This window comes from Kitasatospora sp. NPDC057936 (assembly GCF_042887525.1).
Taxonomy (GTDB): domain Bacteria; phylum Actinomycetota; class Actinomycetes; order Streptomycetales; family Streptomycetaceae; genus Kitasatospora.
The window spans coordinates 1-18,518 of record NZ_JBHVPD010000036.1 but is presented as its reverse complement, the minus strand read 5'-3'; the positions used below and the strand labels follow the sequence as shown (position 1 = coordinate 18,518).

21 protein-coding genes are annotated in these 18,518 nt (G+C 73.2%); 14 read left to right on the top strand and 7 right to left on the bottom strand.

The window, feature by feature from the left end:
• Window positions 1-164 precede the first annotated feature (164 nt).
• The 3 genes from ACFVU9_RS20150 (at window position 165) to ACFVU9_RS20140 (ending at window position 4,021) form a co-directional block, all read left to right on the top strand.
• Window positions 165-1,493 carry an FAD-dependent oxidoreductase gene (locus ACFVU9_RS20150; RefSeq protein ID WP_387595004.1) on the top strand — a complete coding sequence of 443 codons (1,329 nt, stop codon included), beginning with the start codon at window positions 165-167 and terminating at the stop codon, window positions 1,491-1,493.
• A gap of 77 nt (window positions 1,494-1,570) precedes the next feature.
• Window positions 1,571-2,800, top strand: coding sequence for a cytochrome P450 (locus ACFVU9_RS20145; RefSeq protein ID WP_380492603.1), 1,230 nt, complete (start codon window positions 1,571-1,573; stop codon window positions 2,798-2,800).
• A gap of 18 nt (window positions 2,801-2,818) precedes the next feature.
• Window positions 2,819-4,021 (top strand): acyl-CoA dehydrogenase family protein, encoded by a 1,203-nt coding sequence (locus ACFVU9_RS20140; RefSeq protein ID WP_380492605.1) that lies wholly within the window; start codon window positions 2,819-2,821, stop codon window positions 4,019-4,021.
• Window positions 4,022-4,075: 54 nt separating this feature from the next.
• On the opposite strand, the gene ACFVU9_RS20135 is transcribed toward ACFVU9_RS20140, so the two are convergent.
• On the bottom strand, window positions 4,076-4,648 hold the full coding sequence (locus ACFVU9_RS20135) for an exonuclease domain-containing protein (protein ID WP_380446670.1): 573 nt from the start codon (window positions 4,646-4,648) through the stop codon (window positions 4,076-4,078).
• Window positions 4,649-4,710: 62 nt separating this feature from the next.
• On the opposite strand from ACFVU9_RS20135, the gene ACFVU9_RS20130 reads away from it, so the two are divergent.
• From ACFVU9_RS20130 to ACFVU9_RS20120, 3 genes are read left to right on the top strand one after another with little or no spacing between them, the layout of a single operon-like run.
• Window positions 4,711-5,292 carry a universal stress protein gene (locus ACFVU9_RS20130; protein ID WP_387595001.1) on the top strand — a complete coding sequence of 194 codons (582 nt, stop codon included), beginning with the start codon at window positions 4,711-4,713 and terminating at the stop codon, window positions 5,290-5,292.
• 52 nt (window positions 5,293-5,344) lie between these two features.
• Window positions 5,345-6,253 carry an RNA polymerase sigma-70 factor gene (locus ACFVU9_RS20125; protein ID WP_387594998.1) on the top strand — a complete coding sequence of 303 codons (909 nt, stop codon included), beginning with the start codon at window positions 5,345-5,347 and terminating at the stop codon, window positions 6,251-6,253.
• Window positions 6,250-6,966 carry a leucine-rich repeat domain-containing protein gene (locus ACFVU9_RS20120; protein ID WP_387594995.1) on the top strand — a complete coding sequence of 239 codons (717 nt, stop codon included), beginning with the start codon at window positions 6,250-6,252 and terminating at the stop codon, window positions 6,964-6,966. Before ACFVU9_RS20125 ends, ACFVU9_RS20120 begins: the two co-directional genes overlap by 4 nt.
• A gap of 36 nt (window positions 6,967-7,002) precedes the next feature.
• Here ACFVU9_RS20120 and ACFVU9_RS20115 read toward each other — a convergent pair whose 3' ends face one another.
• Both ACFVU9_RS20115 and ACFVU9_RS20110 read right to left on the bottom strand, forming a co-directional pair.
• Entirely contained in the window at window positions 7,003-7,368 is a 366-nt protein-coding gene (locus tag ACFVU9_RS20115; RefSeq protein ID WP_387594993.1) for a hypothetical protein, read from the bottom strand.
• A 91-nt stretch (window positions 7,369-7,459) separates the two neighbouring features.
• Complete coding sequence (locus ACFVU9_RS20110) at window positions 7,460-7,846, bottom strand: VOC family protein (RefSeq protein ID WP_387595102.1); 387 nt, start codon at window positions 7,844-7,846, stop codon at window positions 7,460-7,462.
• Window positions 7,847-8,040: 194 nt separating this feature from the next.
• Here ACFVU9_RS20110 and ACFVU9_RS20105 point away from each other — a divergent pair, with 194 nt between their 5' ends.
• A complete protein-coding gene (locus ACFVU9_RS20105) occupies window positions 8,041-8,943 on the top strand; it encodes a LysR family transcriptional regulator (protein ID WP_387594990.1) in 903 nt (300 codons plus the stop codon).
• 5 nt (window positions 8,944-8,948) lie between these two features.
• Here ACFVU9_RS20105 and ACFVU9_RS20100 read toward each other — a convergent pair whose 3' ends face one another.
• Genes ACFVU9_RS20100 through ACFVU9_RS20090 form a run of 3 tightly spaced genes read right to left on the bottom strand, consistent with a single transcriptional unit; the run spans window position 8,949 to window position 10,845 of the window.
• A complete protein-coding gene (locus ACFVU9_RS20100) occupies window positions 8,949-9,521 on the bottom strand; it encodes a GNAT family N-acetyltransferase (RefSeq protein WP_380447555.1) in 573 nt (190 codons plus the stop codon).
• A 9-nt stretch (window positions 9,522-9,530) separates the two neighbouring features.
• Entirely contained in the window at window positions 9,531-9,920 is a 390-nt protein-coding gene (locus tag ACFVU9_RS20095) for a hypothetical protein (RefSeq protein WP_387594987.1), read from the bottom strand.
• Complete coding sequence (locus tag ACFVU9_RS20090; protein WP_387594985.1) at window positions 9,913-10,845, bottom strand: oxidoreductase; 933 nt, start codon at window positions 10,843-10,845, stop codon at window positions 9,913-9,915. The genes ACFVU9_RS20095 and ACFVU9_RS20090 overlap by 8 nt, the downstream gene beginning before the upstream one ends.
• A gap of 118 nt (window positions 10,846-10,963) precedes the next feature.
• Here ACFVU9_RS20090 and ACFVU9_RS20085 point away from each other — a divergent pair, with 118 nt between their 5' ends.
• The 3 genes from ACFVU9_RS20085 (at window position 10,964) to ACFVU9_RS20075 (ending at window position 13,745) form a co-directional block, all read left to right on the top strand.
• Entirely contained in the window at window positions 10,964-11,515 is a 552-nt protein-coding gene (locus ACFVU9_RS20085; RefSeq protein ID WP_387594982.1) for a TetR/AcrR family transcriptional regulator, read from the top strand.
• Window positions 11,516-11,729: 214 nt separating this feature from the next.
• Window positions 11,730-13,067: a threonine--tRNA ligase gene (gene thrS / locus ACFVU9_RS20080; RefSeq protein WP_387594979.1), complete on the top strand. Its 1,338-nt coding sequence runs from the start codon at window positions 11,730-11,732 to the stop codon at window positions 13,065-13,067.
• A 126-nt stretch (window positions 13,068-13,193) separates the two neighbouring features.
• Window positions 13,194-13,745 (top strand): hypothetical protein, encoded by a 552-nt coding sequence (locus tag ACFVU9_RS20075; RefSeq protein WP_387594976.1) that lies wholly within the window; start codon window positions 13,194-13,196, stop codon window positions 13,743-13,745.
• A gap of 55 nt (window positions 13,746-13,800) precedes the next feature.
• Here ACFVU9_RS20075 and ACFVU9_RS20070 read toward each other — a convergent pair whose 3' ends face one another.
• Window positions 13,801-14,205, bottom strand: a complete 405-nt coding sequence (locus tag ACFVU9_RS20070) for a VOC family protein (RefSeq protein WP_387594973.1) — start codon at window positions 14,203-14,205, stop codon at window positions 13,801-13,803.
• A 74-nt stretch (window positions 14,206-14,279) separates the two neighbouring features.
• On the opposite strand from ACFVU9_RS20070, the gene ACFVU9_RS20065 reads away from it, so the two are divergent.
• The 4 genes from ACFVU9_RS20065 (at window position 14,280) to ACFVU9_RS20050 (ending at window position 18,434) form a co-directional block, all read left to right on the top strand.
• Complete coding sequence (locus ACFVU9_RS20065; RefSeq protein ID WP_387594970.1) at window positions 14,280-14,774, top strand: MarR family winged helix-turn-helix transcriptional regulator; 495 nt, start codon at window positions 14,280-14,282, stop codon at window positions 14,772-14,774.
• Window positions 14,775-14,843: 69 nt separating this feature from the next.
• On the top strand, window positions 14,844-15,710 hold the full coding sequence (locus ACFVU9_RS20060; RefSeq protein WP_387594967.1) for a GNAT family N-acetyltransferase: 867 nt from the start codon (window positions 14,844-14,846) through the stop codon (window positions 15,708-15,710).
• A gap of 154 nt (window positions 15,711-15,864) precedes the next feature.
• Window positions 15,865-18,063 carry a protein kinase gene (locus ACFVU9_RS20055; protein WP_387594965.1) on the top strand — a complete coding sequence of 733 codons (2,199 nt, stop codon included), beginning with the start codon at window positions 15,865-15,867 and terminating at the stop codon, window positions 18,061-18,063.
• A complete protein-coding gene (locus ACFVU9_RS20050; RefSeq protein WP_387594962.1) occupies window positions 18,060-18,434 on the top strand; it encodes a protein kinase in 375 nt (124 codons plus the stop codon). The genes ACFVU9_RS20055 and ACFVU9_RS20050 overlap by 4 nt, the downstream gene beginning before the upstream one ends.
• The last annotated feature ends 84 nt before the right edge of the window (window positions 18,435-18,518 follow it).

Here is an 18,518-nt window from a genome sequence, read left to right as displayed (position 1 = left end):
ACCGCCCATTCCCGTTTCTCCGGATGTGCGCTCTCGTTCGCTTTCTTCCGCTCCTTCGCTCCTTCGCTCCTTCGCTCGTTCCGCTCCTTCGCTCGTTCCGCTCCTTCGCTCCTTCCGCTTCTTCCGTTCCTTCCGCCGTCGGACGTTCCAAAGAGGGGAGCACGGTGGCTACTCGAATCGGCGACCGGGCCGTGGTGCTGGGCGCCAGCGTGGCCGGGCTGCTCGCCGCCCGCCTGCTGGCCGACGCCTACCGCAGCGTCACGGTGGTGGACCGGGACACGCTCACGTCCTCCGCCGCCCCGCGCCGCAGCGCGCCGCAGGGCCGGCACGTCCACGGCCTGCTCGCCCGCGGCCAGCAGGTGCTGGAGGAACTGTTCCCCGGCCTCACCAAGGAGCTCGCCGAACTCGGCGTCCCCGTCTGCGACTTCGGCACCGGACTCACCTGGTACTTCGCCGGCCGCCCGATCCGCAAGGCCGAGACCGGGCTGATCTGCGTCTCCGCCGAGCGCCCGCTGCTGGAGGCCCGGGTGCGCGAGCGCGTCCTCGCCCTCTCCAACGTCCGCCTCCTCGACCGCTGCGACATCAACGGCCTCGACTCCTCGCCGGACCGCGCCCGCGTCACCGGCGTGCGCGTCCAGCCCCTCGACGGCGCCGAGGAGGTCCTCGCCGCCGACCTCGTCGTCGACGCCACCGGCCGCGGCTCGCGCACCCCGCTCTGGCTCCGCGAACTCGGCTACCCGCAGGTGCCGCAGGAGCGCGTGAAGATCGACCTCACCTACACCACCGCCGAGTTCGCCGCCCCGCTGCCCGTCGACCCGATCGGCGACGGCGCCGGCCTGGTCTGCGTCGCCGGCCCCGGCCGGCCGCGCGGCGCCACGCTGGTGCGCCTGCACGACCGCTACGCCCTCGCCCTCTACGGCCTGCTCGGCGAGCGCCCGCCCACCGACCCCGAGGGCTTCCTCGCCTTCGCGAAGACGATGCCCGTCCCCGAGATCCACGCGGCCGTCGAACACGCCCGGATGATCACCGAGCCGGTCTCCATGCACTTCCCCGCGAACGTGCGCCACCGCTACGAGCGCGTCGAGCGCCTGCCCGACGGCCTGCTCGCGATCGGCGACGCCGCCTGCGTGTTCAACCCCATCTACGCCCAGGGCATGACCGTCGCCGCGATCGGCGCCACCGTGCTCCGCGGCCACCTGGAGCGCGGCGTCCCGCCCCGCCCGCGCGACTACTTCCGCGACCTCGCGGCCGTCATCGACGCGCCCTGGGACATGGCCGTCGGCGGCGACCTCGGCTTCCCCGAGGTCCGGGGCCGGCGCACGCTCGCCGTGCGGATGGCCAACCTCTACATGCCGCGCCTGCAGGCCGCCGCCGCCCACGACGCCACCCTCTCCACCGCGTTCCTGCGCGCGGCCGGCCTGGTCGACCCGCCCCAGGCGCTCATGCGGCCCTCGGTGGTCACCCGGGTGTTCCGGCCGCGTCCCAAGTCCTGACGCGTGTCCTGCCAGGTGCGTCCTGCCAGGTGTGTCCCGCCCGACCAACCCGCACACGGAACTACCGGAGGTTCCCCGTGACAGCCCACCCCGAGCCCATCGTGCTCGACCCCACCGGCCGGGACGTCCACGCCGAGGCCGAACGCCTGCGCGCGCAGGGCCCGGTGGCGCAGGTGACCCTGCCCGGCGACGTCCGCGCCTGGTCGGTCGTCGGCTACGACACCGTCCGCCAGGTGCTCAACGACGAACGCTTCGCCAAGAACGCCCACGAGCACTGGCCCGCCTTCGTCAACGGCGAGATCAGCGACGACTTCCCGCTGATCGGCTGGGTGCTCATGGACAACATGACCACCAGCGACGGCGCCGCCCACGCCCGGCTGCGCAACCTCACCGCCAAGGCCTTCACCATGCGCCGCACCGAGGCCATGCGCCCGCGCGTCGAGCGCATCGTCCGCGAGCTCCTCGACGACCTCGCCACCGCCGCGCCCGGCGAGGTCGTCGACCTCAAGGACCGCTACGCCTACCCGCTGCCCACCAAGGTGATCTGCGAACTCTTCGGCGTCCCCGAGCACATGCGCCGCGACGTGATGCGCGGCGGCGAGGTCAACACCGAGACGACGATCAACCACGAGGAAGCCGTCGCCAACGTCGAGTCCTGGCACAACGCGATGTACGAACTCATCGAGATGAAGCGCAAGGAGCCGGACGACGACCTCCTGAGCATGCTCATCGAGGCCCGGGACAACGGCTCCCGCCTCAACCAGTCCGAACTCGCCGGCACCCTGCACCTGATGCTCGGCGCCGGCTCCGAGACGACCACCAACCTGCTCAGCAAGGCCGTCGTCGCGCTGCTCACCCACCCCGAGCAGTTCGCGCTGGTCCGCGACGGGAAGGTGCCGTGGCGGGACGTCATCGAGGAGACCCTGCGGGTCGAGTCCCCGATCGCCCAGCTGCCGTTCCGCTTCACCACCGAGGAGGTGGAGCTCGCGGGCGTGCGGATCCCCAAGGGCGACCCGGTGCTGATCGGCTTCGCCGCCTCCGGGCGCGACCGCGGCCGGCACGGCGAGGACGCCGACCGCTTCGACATCACCCGCCCCGACAAGGAGCACCTGTCCTTCGGCTACGGCGTCCACCACTGCCTCGGCGCGCCGCTGGCCCGCATGGAGGCCGCGATCGGGCTGCCCGCGCTCTTCGAGCGCTTCCCCGACCTGGCCCTCGCCGTCCCGGCCGAGGAGGTCCAGCCGCAGGGCACCTTCCTGCTCAACGGCACCGCCACGCTGCCCATCCGCCTGACGCCCGCTTCCTGACCACCTCGAAGGAGCCCCATGAACGCGAACGCACCGGTGAACGCGAACGCACCGGCCCGCGCGGAGCTGGTCCGCCGCGCGGCCGAAGTCGCCCCCGTCCTGCGCGCCAACGCCCCGTGGGGGGACGAGCACCGGCGGCTGCACGAGGAGTCCCTGGCGGCGCTCACCGACGCCGGCCTGTTCAGGATGCGGGTGCCGGCCCGCTACGGCGGCTACGAGACCGACGCCGCGACCTTCGTCGAGGTGATGACCGAACTCGCCAAGGGCGACGGCTCGGCGGCGTGGAACGTCTCCGCGTGGTCGATCTCGGCCTGGATGGCCTGCCAGTTCCCCGACCACGTCCAGGACGAGGTGTTCGGCGCGTCCGCCGGGGACGTCCGGGTGTGCGGCGTGCTCAGCCCGAGCGCCTCCGCCGTCCCGGCCGCCGACGGCGCCGTCGTGAACGGTGCCTGGCAGTTCATCAGCGGCGCGCACCACAGCGGGTGGCAGGTCGCCCTCGCGATGGGACCGACGCCGGACGGGCAGTCGCAGTGGCCGCTGATGGCGCTGATCCCGCTCTCCGACCTGACGATCGTCGACGACTGGGACACCACGGGCCTGCGCGGCACCGGGAGCGTCACCACCGTCGCCGAGGACGTGTTCGTGCCGCAGGACCGCCTGCTGCCGCTCGCCCTCGTGCTCCAGGAGCAGTCCGCCTCCAAGCTCAACCCGGAGTCGGCGCTCTACCGCGCCCCGCTCATCGCCACCGGCTGCACGACCTTCACCGGCACCGCGATCGGCCTCGCCAAGTCGGCGCTCGCGACGTACCTGGAGCAGCTCGACAAGAAGATCACCTACACCGAGTACGGGTCCCGGCGCGAGGCCGCCGTCACCCACCTCCAGGTGGCGGAGGCGGCGCTGCAGATCGAGGAGGCCGAGGGCCACGCCGCGCGGCTGGCCGCCCTGGTCGACGCCAAGGGCGCGGCTGGCGAGCCGTGGACGGTCGAGGAGCGGGTGCACGCCCGCGCCTACCTCGGCCGCGTCTTCGACCGCGCCACCCGCACCGCCCGCACCCTCGGCGACGCGAGCGGCGGCGGCTCCCTGTACCTCACGGGCGCGCTCCAGCGCACCGTGCGGGACCTCCACGCGCTGAGCCTGCACGCCCTGATGCACTCGTCGACCAACACCGAGCTCTACGGCCGCGTGCTGTGCGGGCTGGCGCCCAACACGATGTACCTGTAGCCGCGTTCCGCCGCTCCTGGGAAGGCACCCGGGAGCGGCGGACCTTCTCCGACCTCAGGCCTCGGTGGCCTGCGGCCAGACGTCCGCCCGGACCAGGCCGAGGACCAGAGCCGCGATGTTCCACGCGTCGTCCTCGCCCCGGTGGTGACGCCCCTCAAGGGGCAGCCCGGCCAGCTCCAGGGCCTTCGCCATGCCGGGGCGCTTGCGCAGCCCGTACGCGTCGGCGAAGACCGCCTTGGCATTGGTGTGCCGCTCGCCGAAGCCGAAGGGGTACGTCACCCCGTTGTCGCGGCACTGGCGGGTGAACTGCTTGCGGTCGTAGTCGCCCCAGCTGGCCCAGGCCCGCTCGCCCGCGCCGTGCTCGTCGGCGAGCAGCGCGCAGGCGTCGGCGAACGGCAGGCCGGTGTCGACCTCCCACTGCGTCAGCCCGGTCAGCTCGGTGCAGAACGGGCTGACGGTCGAGCGCCCCGGCCGCACCAGGATCCGGTGCCGCCCGACGCGTTCGAGGGCTTCGAGGTCGACGACGGTCAGCCCGATCTCGATGATCTCGTTGACCTCCCCGGGCGGCACCCGGCCGTCCCAGCAGGTGGCCTCGACGTCCACCACGTTGAGCAATCGTGCGTCCATGCGGGGATCATGGGCGGCGGCCGCCGGTGCGGTCAATCGGTTATCGGCCGCGCCCGGTGGGCATGGTGGGTGTCAAGGCCGGGCGGATCGAGGCGGGCTCGGCAGTCTCGATCCGCGATCCGGCAGGGCACCGTCGAAGGGCAGGAATGGCAGGGAACGGCTGGGACGAGGGGCCGAGACGGCGGATCGTGGTCGGCGTGAACGGATCACCGGGGAGCCGCGCGGCCCTGCGGTGGGCGATCGCCGAGGCGCGGCGCACCGGGGCCGGCCTGCTCGCCGTGCACGCCTGGAAGTCGCCGGTCGGTGAGCGGCGCGCCCTGCGCTACCCGGACTGGCCCCCGGTCGTCGAGGCCCGGGAGACCGCCGCCGACGTGCTGGCCGCGGCGATGGAACTGGCCTTCGCGGCCGGGGTCGTCGCCGACGGCGAACTGGTGCGTGGTGCAGCGGCCGCCGCCCTGGTCCGGATCGCGGACCGCGAGGGCGGCCTGCTGGTCCTGGGCACGAGCACCCGCACCGGCCGCTTCCGCTCCGCCCGCGGCCGTGACCGAGTCGCCGCCCACTGCCTGAAGCACGCGCGCTGTCCGGTGCTCACCGTTCCGCCGACGGCGGAGCGCAGCGAAGCCACCCCGGCCGTGAGGCTGTGACGCGGCCGCTGGGCACTTGCGGTGGCAGGTGCGCCGCTGGCAGCCTGACGGCGTGATCAACACACCTGCGGCGCCGGACGCGCTGGACGACTTCACCGAGCACCGCCGACTCCTCTTCGGCACCGCCTACCGCCTGCTCGGCAGCGTCGCCGACACCGAGGACGTGCTGCAGGACGCCTGGCTCGCATGGTCCCGCGTCGACCGGGAGACGGTCGCCAACCCCCGGGCCTACCTGGTGCGCACGGTCACCAACCTCTCGCTGACCCGGCTCACCTCGGCCCGGGCCAAGCGCGAGGCGTACGTCGGCCCCTGGCTGCCCGAACCCCTGCTCACCGCCCCGGACATCGCGGACGGCGCCGAGCTCGCGGACTCCGTCTCCACCGCGATGCTCGTGGTCCTGGAGAGCCTCGGCCCGGTCGAGCGGGCGGTGTTCGTGCTGCGCGAGGCCTTCGGGTTCTCGCACGCGGAGATCGCCGGGTTCCTCGACCGGAGCGAGGCGACGGTCCGCCAGACCGCCCACCGCGCCCGCGAACACGTCCGCGCCCACCGCCGGCGCTTCGACAGCGACCCGGAACAGCGCCGCGAGATCACCGACCGCTTCCTCGCGGCCTGCACCGGCGGCGACCTGAACGCGGTCATGGAGCTCCTCGCCCCGGACGTGACCGCGTGGTCCGACGGCGGCGGCAAGGTCACCGCGGCCCGCCGCCCGCTGCACGGCACCGACGGCGTCGCCCGCTGGATCCTCGGCGTCCTCGCCAAGCCCGAACTCCAGGGCATGGCCTGGCGGTCGGCCGTCATCAACGGCGAGCAGAGCGTCCTGTTCACCATGGACGGCCAGCCGGTCGGCGCGCTCACCTACGACATCGCCGACGGCCGCCTCCAGAACCTGCGCTTCCAGGTCAATCCCGACAAGCTGACCGGCCTGGCCGGTCTGTCCGGTCTGTCCGAGGAGACGGTGTGACGACCCTGAACCTCTGGCGCCGGCCCCTCGCCGAGCTGCCGGCCGACGTGTGGGACCGCACCGACGTGACCGTCCTGATCCTCGCCGAGACCGGCCTCACCGAAGTCCCGCCCGCCGTGGGCGCGTTGCAGCGCCTGCGCACCCTCGACCTCGGCCACAACAAACTCGCGGACCTCCCCGCCGAACTGGGCGATCTGACGGGCCTGCGCGACTTCCTCTACCTGCACGACAACGGGCTGTTCACCCTGCCCGACACCCTCGGCCGTCTCACCGCGCTGCGCTACCTCAACGTCGGCGAGAACCGGCTCCGCGAACTCCCGTCCACGATCGGCGACATGGCATCGCTGGTGGAGCTCCGCGCCCAGTACAACCGGCTCGCCGCGCTCCCCGACTCGATCGGCCGCCTCGGCGCCCTGCGCGAACTCTGGCTGCGCGAGAACCGGTTGAGCACCCTGCCCGCGTCGATCGGCGACCTGGCCAACCTGCGCGAGCTCGACCTGCGCGAGAACCACCTCACGGAGCTCCCGCCACCCCTCGCCGGCCTGCCCCTGCTGCGCCGCCTCGACGTGCGAAGCAACCGGATCGCCACCCTCCCGCCGTGGCTCACCGAACTCCCGGCCCTGGAGAAGCTCGACCTCCGCTGGAACCCGGTGACCCCCGCCCCCGCCCTGCTCGAAGCGCTCACGGCCCGGGGCTGCGAAGTCATCTACTGAGTTCGGGAAGGCCTGCGTAACCGGGAGCTTCGGTCCTCACGTGGACGGTGCCGCCCCGGTGTGCAGGACTTCGTCGCTCTCGGAGTCGACGACCTCCCAGCCGAGCAGGTCGGCGATCCCGGTGGCCACTGCCAGCGCGGCGGTGTAGCCGCCGGGCGTGGAGCAGATCAGCTCCACCACGTCGACCCGCGCCGGCACCCGGCCCTCGTGGACGGCGTAGCCGCCGGTCTCGCCGCGTGCGGCGATGCTCACATCGAGCCACTCGCGGTCGTCCTCGGCCCGGTAGGAAGCCAGGTCGGTCCTCCGGAGGCCGGGCACCGCGTCCAGGTGCGCCAGCAGCACTCCTGCCGCCACATTCCCGTCGTGGCGGCGGTTCGGCCGTACGGTCAGGTACCAGTACATGCCGACATCCTCGCACCGGCTGCTGTCCTTCCGGGGTTCCGAGGAGGCCGTCCCGGTCCACCCCCGTGGGTCCGGGACGACCCCCTCTGCTTCAGGCGGTGGTGTCCTGCGGGTACCACCGGAGTTCGACGGTGTTGCCGTCCGGGTCCTGGACGTAGACGGAAGTGGCGGTGCCGCGGGCGCCGTAGCGGGGGACGGGGCCCTCCAGGACGGTGAAGACGCCCGAGTCGATGACCTCCTGCCAGTCGAGGGGCTCGACGGTGAGGCAGATGTGGTCGACGTTGGACTCGTGCCGGGGGCGGTGCACCAGGTCGATGATGGTCTCGGCGGTGACCCGGACGGATGGGAAGGACACCTTGCCGGCCCGCCACTCGTCGACCCGGACGGGCTCCAGGCCGAGGAGGCCGGAGTAGAAGGCGAGGGACCGCTCGATGTCGGCGACGTTGAGGACGAGGTGGTCGAAGGCGATGACGCGCATGGTGGCGGCTCCGGGGGTGTGGTTTCCGCTGGTGACGGGTTCCACGATCCTCCGCCCGGAAGTGATCATCAATGCCGGATCGTCGTATGATCGTTGAGCTGAATTAAACGATGCTGCATGATGCCGCAGTGAGCGGTGCCGGAGTAGGCGATGCCGGATCGAACGATGCCGGGAGCGGCGGGCGAGGGGGCACCATGCTGGAGCGGCTGGAGACCGAGGTCTTCCTCGCGCTCGCCGGGGAACTGCACTTCGGCCGGACCGCCGAGCTGCTGAACCTCACCACCGGGCGGGTCAGCCAGGTGGTCAGGAAGCTGGAGCGCCGGATCGGCGCGCCGCTGTTCGAGCGCACCAGCCGGTCCGTCCGGCTCACCCCGGTCGGTCGGCAGCTGGCCGATGACCTCGTCCCGGTGGTGGCCGCGATGGAGGAGGCGCTGCGCCGCGCGGTGGACGCCGGCCGGGGGGTGACGGGCGAGCTCCGGGTGGCGTTCATGGGGGAGTGGACGGCGCCGGTGCTGCTCCGGGCGGTCGCGCTGTTCGGCGAGCGGCACCCCGACTGCCGGGTGGACGTCCGGGAGGCGCAGCTCTCGAATTCGCGGTCCGGCCTGGCGGACGGTTCGGTCGACGTCCTGGTCGCCTCCTTCCCCTTCGACGGCATGGCCACCGGGCCGGTCCTGCTGACCGAGCGCCGGGTCCTGGCGGTGCCGGCCGGGCACCCGCTGGCGGCGGAGGAGTCGGTGTCGCTCGACGTGCTCGCGGACCACCCGGTGGTGCAGTACCCGGCGGTGACGTCGGTCGGGTTCAAGCGCGACCGCACCCCCGACCGCACCCCGTCCGGCCGCCCCGTGCCCAAGGGGCCGTCGGGCGGGACGTTCTCCGAGATGCTCAGCCTGGTCGCGCTGGGCCGGGGCGTCCTGCCGGTCGGCGAGCACTGCCGCCAGTACTACCCGCGTCCCGACCTGGCCTACGTCCCGATCCGCGACGCCCCGCCGATCGAGCGCGGCCCGGTCTGGCTGCCGGGCAACACGACGGAGCGGGTCCGCGAGTTCGTCCGGGCGGCGGCCGACGTGGCCGCCGCCGGTGCGGCCGTGGCGCGGTAACGCGCTCAGCCCGCCGGGGTCGTGGCCGGCTGGTCGCAGAAGGTGCCGGACGCGAAGCTGAACACGGTGTACGCGCGGTCCGCCACGGTGAACTCCGCCGCCTCGCGCATGCCCAGGTGCCGGTGGACCGCGAGCGACTTGTGGTTGGACTGTTCGACGAACAGGACGCCGTGGTCGAAGCGGTCGCGCAGGTTCGCGTCGACCGCCCGCAACAGGCGCCGCACGACCCCGCGCCCGCGGAACTCCGGATCCACGACCACCGGCCCGTACAGGTAGAAGCGGTCCGGCGCGAGCCCGGCGCGCACGGCGGCCTCGCAGGTCTGACGCGGCGGCCCTTCGTCGAGGGCCGGGGAGGCGGGAGCGGTGAGGGCGGCGCCCGCGATCCGCCCGTCCTCCTCGACGATGTAGATGCCGGTGGTGGCCTCCATGCCGGCGAGCTTGTCCTCGTCGAAGCGGCCCTGCACGAAACCCCGCTCCGCGCGCTCCTCCGGGGACAGTCCGTCGCCCCGGGCGCCGTCGATCAGGGCGAGCACTCTGGCACGGTCGGCGGCGACTGCTGTACGTGTCGACAAGGTCATGCCGACAACCTATCCGGCCCCGGCGGCCGGGCGTTCGTCGGCCCGCGGCCCTTTGTGGCACCAGGGCGGGAGGGCGGCACAGAGGGCGCCGAAGGGAAGGAAGGCGGCCGCGTGCCAACAGGCGTACCCGATGAGGACGTTGCCGCTCAGCAGCATGGTGCTCCAGAGCGCCAGCGTCGTCACCGCGGCACTGAGCAGTCCGGCACGGGCGCCGGACCTCGGGTCCGCGGCGCGGAGGCCCGCGAGCGTCCACAACGACAGGGTGGCCGCGATGACGACCGGCGCCGCAACGGAGCCGGGAACGGCATCGAACGCTCCCGTCCGTTCACGGAGGAAGTCGAGCGACTGCACGCCGCCGGCCGCGAGCCCCAGCCATGCCGCTCGTCCCTTCTCACTCATCGGATGCTCCGAAGTCGTAGCGCACGCCGGTCAGTTGCTCCGAGGCCTCCCACAACGTCCGCTGCGCGCCGGTGTCGTGCGAGCCGGGACTCGAACTCCTCACGACCGGGTGGCCGCTGAACTCGCCCGGGCCGCTGGGGGCGTAGTACTCGCCTCCCCCGGCCTCCGGGTCGGTGGCGGCGCGCAGGATCGGCAGGGCGCCGTGCTGGGCGGTGTGGGTGAACGGGCGCCACAGTCCCCAGGACGGTCCCCGGAAGAGGGCGGGCATCGAACGGTTCAGCTCGGTGCGGGCCGCGCCGGGGTGAGCGGCCACCGAGAGCAGGGCGGAGCCCGAGGCGACGAGGCGGCGCTGCAACTCGTGGGCGTGGAGCAGGTTGGCCAGCTTGGACCGGGCGTAGGCGGAGGCCGGGCGGTACCCGCGCGTGAACCGGAGGTCGTCGAAGTCGAGTCGTGCCGACCGGTGGGCGGGGCTGGTGACCGTCACGATCCGGGCGCCCGGAGTGTCGCGGAGCAGGTCGAGCACGAGTCCGGTGAACGCGAAGTGGCCGAGGTGGTTGATCCCGAGGTGTGTCTCGAAGCCGTCCCGGGTGCGGCCGGGCGGGGCCCACATGACGCCCGCGTTGTTGATCAGGAGGTCCAACCCGGTGCACACCGTGTGGAGTTGGTCGGCCGCGGCCCGAACGGACGACAGTGCGGCCAGGTCCAGCGGCAGGGTGACGACGCGGGATCGCGGTGCGGTGCCGCGGATCCGTGCGGCGGCCTGTTCGGCGCGTTCGGCGTCGCGGCAGGCGAGCACCACCGTGGCGCCGCGCCGGGCCAGCGACTCGGCGGTGTGGAAGCCGACGCCGGTGTTGGCCCCGGTGATCAGTGCGGTGCGGCCGGTCTGGTCGGCGATGCGCTCGGCGGTCCAGCGGTGCTGTGCCATCCGATCCTCCTGGTGACGGAGAGTACAATCGGGATGAGCGTCCCGCTTTCACTATCCGGGACGCCCGTCCCGGTTGTCAACGGCGATCGGGGCCCGAACGGGCGGAGGGAGACGGGGCGTGCGGGCCGATGCGCAACGCAACCGCGTGAAGGTGCTCGAAGCCGCCTCGGCGGCCTTCGCGGAGGAGGGCCTCGCGGTGAGCGTCCAACGGATCGCCCGGCGGGCCGGCGTGGGCACGGGCACGGTGAGCAGGCACTTCCCCACCAAGGACGACCTGTTCCGGGCGATCGTGCTCAGCCGCGTCGAGCGGCTGGTCGAGCGGGCCCGCGCCCTCGCCGACGGGCAGGAGCCGGGCGAGGCCTTCTTCGGGTTCTTCGCCTACATGGTCGCGGAGGGCGCGATCAACCGGGGGCTGAGCGAGGCCCTGGCCGGCGCGGGGTTCGACATGGAGGGCGCCGCGATCGAGGCCGGCTACGACGTGGGTGCGGCCCTGCGCGACCTGCTCGTCGGCGCGCAGCGGGCGGGGGCGGTGCGGGCGGACGTGACCGTGGCGGACGTCAAGGCGCTCATGCTGGCCTGCCTCACGCGGGAATTCACGCAGCCCGAGGAGGGCTCCCGCGAGCGCCTGCTGGACGTCGTGCGCAGGGGGTTGCGGCCGGAGGCCGACTGACCGCGGGCCGAGCGGCGGGTCCGAGAAAAGATCACCACCGGCTTCATCCACCTGCTACGGTGGATCACATGAAGCGCGCTGCACTCGCCACGACGACGCCGGAGAGAGTCCCGGTGCGCTGACTGCTGACCTAGTCCGAAGCCCCGGGGCGAGTGCCCCGGGGCTTCGCCGTTTCCGGATCCACTCGTCCCGCCCTCCGAGTGGAGACCACCCCATGAACGTTCACGCCCCCGCCGACGTCCACGCCGCCCCCGCCGACGTCCACGCCGACTGCGCCGCCGCGCATGACCACGCCGCTGCCGCGCACGAGCACGTGCCCGCCGCGCACGACCACCGCAAGCTCGGCCGCGAGCTGGACCTCTTCGACACCGATCCCTTGATGGGCTCCGGCCTGCCCTACTGGCTGCCCGACGGCGCCGCCGTCCGCCACGCCCTGGAGGAGTACATCCGCGGCCGCGAGCGCCGCGCCGGCTACCGCCACGTCTACTCGCCCGTCCTCGGCAAGCGCGAGCTGTACGAGATCTCCGGCCACTGGGCGCACTACCGCGACGACATGTACCCGCCCATGCAGGTCGGCTCGGAGGAGATGGTGCTGCGCCCCAGCCTCTGTCCCCACCACGCGCTGATGTACCGCTCCCGCCCGCACAGCTACCGCGAACTGCCACTGCGCATGGCGGAGTTGGGTGGCATGTACCGCTCCGAGCTGTCCGGCGTGCTGGGCGGCCTCACCCGCGTCCGGGCGATCCAGCTGAACGACGCCCACGTCTTCTGCACCCCCGAGCAGGCCGCCGACGAGGCCGTCGCCGCACTGGAGCTGATCCGCGAGGCGCACCGCGCGCTCGGCATCGTGCCCGTCCGCTACCGCCTCTCGCTGCCCGGCGCGGGCGGCAAGTACGTGGCCGACCCGGCCCTTTGGGAGCGGGCGGTCGCGCTGCTCACCGAGGTGCTGGAGCGCTCCGGCGTGCCGTTCGAGGCGGCGGAGGGCGAGGCCGCGTTCTACGGGCCCAAGATCGACGTCCAGATCGCCGACGGCGCCGGGCGCGAGTTCACCCTCTCCACCGTCCAGATCGACTTCCACCAGCCCGAGCGGTTCGACCTGCACTACATCGGGCCGGACGGCGCCAAGCACCGCCCGGTGATGGTCCACCGCAGCGTGATCGGCAGCGTCGAGCGGGTGGTCGCCCACCTGATCGAGCTCTACGGCGGAGCGTTCCCCGCATGGCTCGCGCCGGCCCAGATCGTGCTGGTGCCGATCTCGGAGGCCGAGGTCCCGCAGGCCGAGCGGCTGCGTGCGCGCTGCCTGGACCTCGGGCTGCGCGTCGAGATCGCCGGTCCCGAGCACGGGAGCCTCGGGGCGCGGATCCGGGAGGCGCGCCTGGTGCCGTACCAGGCGGTGATCGGCCCGCGGGAGGCGGCGGACGGGCGCGTCGCGCTGCGCCTGCGGGACGGGCGCCGGCTCGACCCGATGCCGGCCGAGGAGGCGCTGGCGCGGATCGGCGCGCTGGTGGCGGCGTACAGCGGCGAGTTGTGGGAGGACGGGCCGGCCCGCTGATCCGATGGCATACGTACGACTAGTGCGGCAAGCGGTGTGTCGGATCGTCAAGATGGCTCGGCCGCCCGTCGAATGGGCGCGGCGGCCGAGTCCCCGGCCGCCGTCCCCCTCGTTCCGGAGGTACCCATGCGTATCCCGCGCAGGATCGTCGGACCCGCCCTCGCGGCGTGCCTGGCCCTCGCCGGCTCGGCCGCCGTCGCACCCGCCGCCCCGGCCTCGCCGCTCCCGTCCCGGCCGCTGCCGATCCCGGCGGTCCAGTACTGCGCCGCCGTCCTCGGCCACGTGCCCGGCGCGGACGGCCGGTCGCCGATGCTCGGGCGGGCCTGTTCGACGGACTCCCGCGAGGACGCCCTCGCCAAGGCCGACGGCGTGGGCCGCTCCGCCGAGCGGCCGATGGACCGCACGCTGCTGCTGGAGGAGTTCAAGGACGTCGAGTACGGGGGTGGCGTCCTCTACGCCTTCTACGGCGATGCGGGCGGTTGCGACGCCACCGGCTACCACCTCGTGAACTACTTCGACGTGGCGCTCAACGTCTCGTCGATGAAGGGCTACAACAACTGCAACGCCGTCCACCTGTGGTCCACCCTCGACGTGGAGAAGACGATGGACCTGCCGGCCCCCGCTCTGGGCGGCAACTTCAACGATGCCGTCCGCGAACTCCAGGTCTTCCACCGCTGAGTGCCCGTCCCGGCGGCCCTGCGCGCCCGGGCGGGCAGGGCCGCCGGGACGCGTGTCAGTAGGACTGGAGTTCTACCAGGTGCCCGTCCGGGTCCCGCAGGTGGGCGCTGCGCAGGTTCGGGCCCCACTCCGGACGGTCGGTGGCGGGCACGGCGAGGGTGCCGCCGTGGGCGAGGCAGAGGGCGAGCGCCGCGTCGACGTCGTCGACGCGGAAGGCGAGCATCGCGGAGTCCTGAGCGGCGGCCCGGACGGGCAGGTCCGCGGTGCCGAGGGTGGCGGCCATCGCGGCGCGGTCGTAGAGCACGAGGACGGCCTGGTCGTCGACGTCCCAGTTGGCGTACGGGCCTTCGGGGGCGCCCTTGACCAGGACGGCGCCGGTGAGGGGCGGGAGGACCGCGCGGTAGAAGCCGAAGCACTCGGCGAAGTGCGTGACGAGCAGGCGGGGGTACAGGGCGTCCATGACGAGGGCTCCTGGGAGTGACTCGAATATTAGTAGGTGCAGACCCACTATAGGAAGAACCCTAGAATCCAGCCATGACCCCTCCCGCCGCCCCGTCCCCGTTCCCGTCCCCTTTCTCGGGCGACATGCCGCCGACCCTGCTCGACCTCGGCACCTACCTCCTCTCCCGGATCGGCCGCACCGCGCGGGCCCGCCTCGGCGAGCGGCTGGCCGGGCGCGGGCTGCGGCTGTGGGACATGGCCGTGCTGGCAGCCCTCGCCGACTTCGGGCCGCACGCCCAGCGCGAACTCTGCGAGCGGCTCGCCCTGGACCCGAGCGACCTCGCCAAGATCGCCGACCAACTCGCCGCCGGCGGCTACGTCGAGCGGGCCCGCGACAGCGCCGACCGGCGGCGCGTGTCGGTGTCCGTGACGGACGCGGGTCGGGCGCTGCTCGCCGAACTCGACGCCGAGGCGCGGTCGGTGCAGGACGAGGTACTCGCACCGCTGGACGCGGAGGAGCGGGAGGTGCTCCAGGGGCTGCTGCTGCGCGTCCACGCCGGGCTGACGACAGGGCGGTTGGGCCTGTGAGGCGGTAGCAGGCGTAGGCCCGTGGGAAATCGGGTGCGGAGCGTCGGCGGGCTGGTGTGAAATCGAGGGATGGCGATCACGATGAGCACGCCGAAGGTCGACGAACTCCGTTCCGCTGTCGGCGTGTTGACCGACTGGCAGCACGACGACCGACCCGCGGAGCTACACCCGGGAGACGTCGGCTGGTTCCGGCGGTTCGGTGCGGAGCGAACGGCCGCAGCCGTCCGGATGTGGAGCCGGGCGGGGGAGCTACTGGCCGTCGGCCTGCTGGACGGACCGGACGTGCTGCGGCTGCAGATCGCGCCGAAGGCACTCCACGACGAGGAACTGGCACGGCAGGTGGCCGAGGACGCAGCGTCCCCCCGGCGCGGCGTGCTCCCGGAGGGCGAGGCGTACGTGGCCACCCCGCCGGGCGCGCTCGTCCGCGACCTGCTGGTGCGGCACGGCTGGGAGGACGGTGACGCCTGGACGCCGCTGCGCCGCGAACTCGGCGGGCCCGTACCGGAGCCAGGCGTGCACGTCGAGGTGGTGGGGCCCGAGCAGGCACCCGAGCGGACTGCCGTCCAGCGCTCGGCGTTCGCCAATTCCACCTTCACCGACGAACGCTGGCACTCGATGGCGGCAGCCGCCCCGTACGCCGCCGCGCGCTGCCTGCTCGCCCGCAACGACCGGGGCGAACCGGTGGCTGCCGCGACGGTGTGGTCCGCAGGAGAAGGCAGACCAGGCCTGATCGAGCCGATGGGCGTCCACGCGGACCACCACGGCCTCGGCTTCGGCCGCGCGATCGTGCTCGCCGCGGCGCGGACACTCCAGGATCTGGGCTCCTCCAACGTCGTCGTGTGTACGCCGAGTTCCAACGCCGCCGCCATCGCCACCTACCGATCGGCCGGACTCCGGCGACTGCCAGAGCTCCGGGATCTGCGCCGAAAGGCTTGAAGGACTCTCCTTCGTCTCCGGCCTGTCGAGCAACGCGTCGGACACCTCCAGCCTGCCCGGCAGATGGGATCCCCCAATACGGGGAAGGGAACCGCTGGATGAGCGGTACGTGTCACCCTGTCCGTGACGGCGGCGACATACCGGGGGAGGCTTGGTGGCTGCCAATGGTGACACCGAAGGAATAGCGGAACAGCCGGCCGTGTTCGTGGGCCCCCATCAGTTGCTGCGGCCGTTGGGCGAGGGCGGGATGGGGGTGGTGTACCTGGCCCGCTCGCCCGGACTGAGGCTGCTCGCGGTGAAGGTCATCCGGCCCGAGTACGCGGAGGACCCGCGGTTCCAGCGCCGGTTCCAGCAGGAGGTGGAGGCCGCCCGGCGGGTGACGGGGTTCCACACGCCGCCCGTGGTGGACGCGCAGCCGCGCGGTTCCCGGCCGTGGATGGCCACGGCGTACCTGCCGGCGCCGTCGCTCGGCGAGGTGGTCAGGCGGTTCGGCCCGCTCGGCGAGGCGGGTGCGCGGGCCTTGGGGGCGGCCCTCGCGGAGGCGCTGGCCGCGATCCACGCGGTGGGCGTGGTGCACCGTGACCTCAAGCCGGGCAATGTGCTCATCGCGCGGGACGGTCCGCGTGTCATCGACTTCGGGATCAGCCGTGCCTTCGACGCCGTTCACCTGACCCGGACCGGCATGGTGTGCGGCACGCCCGGATACATCGCTCCCGAGCGCATCGTCTCCGCATCCGTCACCTTCGCCTCGTCGGACGTGTTCTCGCTCGGCTGCCTGCTGGTGTACGCGCTCACCGGCCGTGCCCCGTTCGGCACCGGTGAGCCCGCGCAGATCAACCGGCGGGCGGTCTACGAGGAGCCCGAACTCGCCGGTGTGCCGGCCGTGTTGCGCCCACTGGTGGCCGCGTGCCTGGACAAGGAGCCTGCCCGGCGGCCCTCGGCGGCGGCCGTGCTGGCCGCACTGGTTCCGGTGGATCCGGCGGCACTGCTGAGTCCCGGCCTGCTGGCCGACCTCGACGCCCGGGAGCGGCAGGCCGCGACCGACCTGGCCGCGCCGCCCGCCGATCCGCCCGCGCTGCCGGTGCGGACGTGGCAGTCGCTCAGCCGCCGCGGCCTGTTCGGCCTCGGTGCCGGGCTCGGCGCGGGTGTGGCTGCGGCCGTCGGCGTGCCGCTGCTGCTCACGCGTCGGGCACGGGCGGCGGCCGGGACGGCGACGGTCGGCAATCCCGTGGACGCATGGGGAGCCGATGCGGGAGGCGCGAGCCCCGCGACCGAGGCCCCGGCCCCGCTGTGGAGCCAGCCGTTCAGCGGTGTGGCGGTCGACCATCAGCTCTCCCTCATCGGCTCGACGCCGGTGTGGTGGAACGCGGGGCTGGGCGCGACCGGCCTGGACGCCTCGACGGGGCGTCAGGCGTGGTCCCGGCAGGACGTCCAGTTGTTTCAGGCGCAGAACGGGCTGCTCTACGGGACGTCCATGGACTTCAAGAGTCTGGTATGGCTGAACGCCACGGCCGAGGACCACCGGATCCCGCTCACCGTGCCCACCGAGCAGCGGTGGGAGGCCATGATGAGCATGCGGGTCTTCGGCGCGGACGACCGGACCGTGGTGATGGCCCGGCAGACGGCCTCCGCCGGCGGCGGAGTCGTCGTCGGGGCCGATCTGGGCACCGGGGAGGTGCTGTGGCAGCACGACGTCGCCCAGGCGCCGGTGTCCGTGGCCCGCCTCGATGAGGCCTCGTACAGCGGTTCCGGCAGCCTGATGGGCCTGGTCGCCGACGGCAGGTGCTACTACCGCGACGGTGACGTCCAGCACGCGGTGGACCTGCGGACCGGAGTGTCCCAGTGGCAGGCCGTCGGTCTCGCGGGTGGCATTGCCGGGCAGCCCGCACGGCTGATCCGCACCGGCGAACTGCTGCTGGTCGTCGTCGGTCAGACGGTGGTGGCCCTGGAAGCGGCCACCGGGCGGCAGCGCTGGCTGGCTCCGCCCGTCCCGCAGGCGGTCTTCGGCTGTGCACTCGGTGCCGGCAGGCTGCTGCTGTCCGGGAACCTGGGCACCGCCTACTGCCTGGACGTCACGACCGGCAAAGGGCTGTGGCACTCCACCGTGGCGACGGCGACCTCGCCGGGCACGGGGAGGGACTTCCGGGTGCCGTCGGCAGGCGACGGCTTCTTCGGCGTCTCCCTGCTGGGCGGGCCGTCCGGGGCCGCCGTCCTGGACGCCACCGCAGGCGCGGTCCGCTGGGTGTCACGCCCGGCCTCCGACGAGGGCCAGTGGACCACCGCGGCCGTCGGCGGAACGCTCTACTGCGCCTCCTCCACCACGCTGCGCGCCTTCCGGGCCGGCGCCGCATGAGCGCGCAGAGCATCGGTCCCTACCGCATCCTGCGCAAGCTCGGCGCGGGGGGCATGGGCGCCGTCTACCTGGCCGCCACCGGCAGCGGGCGCCCCGTCGCGGTGAAGACCGTGCAGCAGGAGTACGCGGCCGACGCCGAGTTCCGGCGCAGGTTCACCCAGGAGGTGGCGGCGGCCAGGTCGGTCAACGGGGCCTACACCGTGGCGGTGGTGGACGCCGACACCGAGGCGGAAGTCCCGTGGCTGGCCACCGAGTTCGTCGCCGGACCGTCGCTGTACGAGGCCGTGGTACGCCACGGCGCGCTCGCCGGGCCCGCGCTGCAGGTCCTGGGAGCGGGCCTGGTGGAGGCGCTCGCCGCGATCCATCCCTGATCTTGCAGGGTATCCCCGGCTTCAGCCGGGGAGGGAATGCATCCTTGGCCCGGAGCCGCGAAGCGGCGGAGAACGCTGCGTTGT

What these genes read in the sequence shown, in the direction of transcription:
- ACFVU9_RS20140 (WP_380492605.1), top strand. Translation starts at nt 2,819, where the DNA reads ATGAACGCGAACGCACCGGTGAACGCGAACGCACCGGCCCGCGCGGAG.
- thrS (WP_387594979.1), top strand. Translation starts at nt 11,730, where the DNA reads ATGAACGTTCACGCCCCCGCCGACGTCCACGCCGCCCCCGCCGACGTC.
- ACFVU9_RS20090 (WP_387594985.1), bottom strand. Translation starts at nt 10,845, where the DNA reads ATGGCACAGCACCGCTGGACCGCCGAGCGCATCGCCGACCAGACCGGC.
- ACFVU9_RS20070 (WP_387594973.1), bottom strand. Translation starts at nt 14,205, where the DNA reads ATGGACGCCCTGTACCCCCGCCTGCTCGTCACGCACTTCGCCGAGTGC.
- ACFVU9_RS20105 (WP_387594990.1), top strand. Translation starts at nt 8,041, where the DNA reads ATGCTGGAGCGGCTGGAGACCGAGGTCTTCCTCGCGCTCGCCGGGGAA.
- ACFVU9_RS20095 (WP_387594987.1), bottom strand. Translation starts at nt 9,920, where the DNA reads ATGAGTGAGAAGGGACGAGCGGCATGGCTGGGGCTCGCGGCCGGCGGC.
- ACFVU9_RS20065 (WP_387594970.1), top strand. Translation starts at nt 14,280, where the DNA reads ATGACCCCTCCCGCCGCCCCGTCCCCGTTCCCGTCCCCTTTCTCGGGC.
- ACFVU9_RS20100 (WP_380447555.1), bottom strand. Translation starts at nt 9,521, where the DNA reads ATGACCTTGTCGACACGTACAGCAGTCGCCGCCGACCGTGCCAGAGTG.
- ACFVU9_RS20115 (WP_387594993.1), bottom strand. Translation starts at nt 7,368, where the DNA reads ATGTACTGGTACCTGACCGTACGGCCGAACCGCCGCCACGACGGGAAT.
- ACFVU9_RS20075 (WP_387594976.1), top strand. Translation starts at nt 13,194, where the DNA reads ATGCGTATCCCGCGCAGGATCGTCGGACCCGCCCTCGCGGCGTGCCTG.
- ACFVU9_RS20135 (WP_380446670.1), bottom strand. Translation starts at nt 4,648, where the DNA reads ATGGACGCACGATTGCTCAACGTGGTGGACGTCGAGGCCACCTGCTGG.
- ACFVU9_RS20130 (WP_387595001.1), top strand. Translation starts at nt 4,711, where the DNA reads ATGGTGGGTGTCAAGGCCGGGCGGATCGAGGCGGGCTCGGCAGTCTCG.
- ACFVU9_RS20050 (WP_387594962.1), top strand. Translation starts at nt 18,060, where the DNA reads ATGAGCGCGCAGAGCATCGGTCCCTACCGCATCCTGCGCAAGCTCGGC.
- ACFVU9_RS20060 (WP_387594967.1), top strand. Translation starts at nt 14,844, where the DNA reads ATGGCGATCACGATGAGCACGCCGAAGGTCGACGAACTCCGTTCCGCT.
- ACFVU9_RS20110 (WP_387595102.1), bottom strand. Translation starts at nt 7,846, where the DNA reads ATGCGCGTCATCGCCTTCGACCACCTCGTCCTCAACGTCGCCGACATC.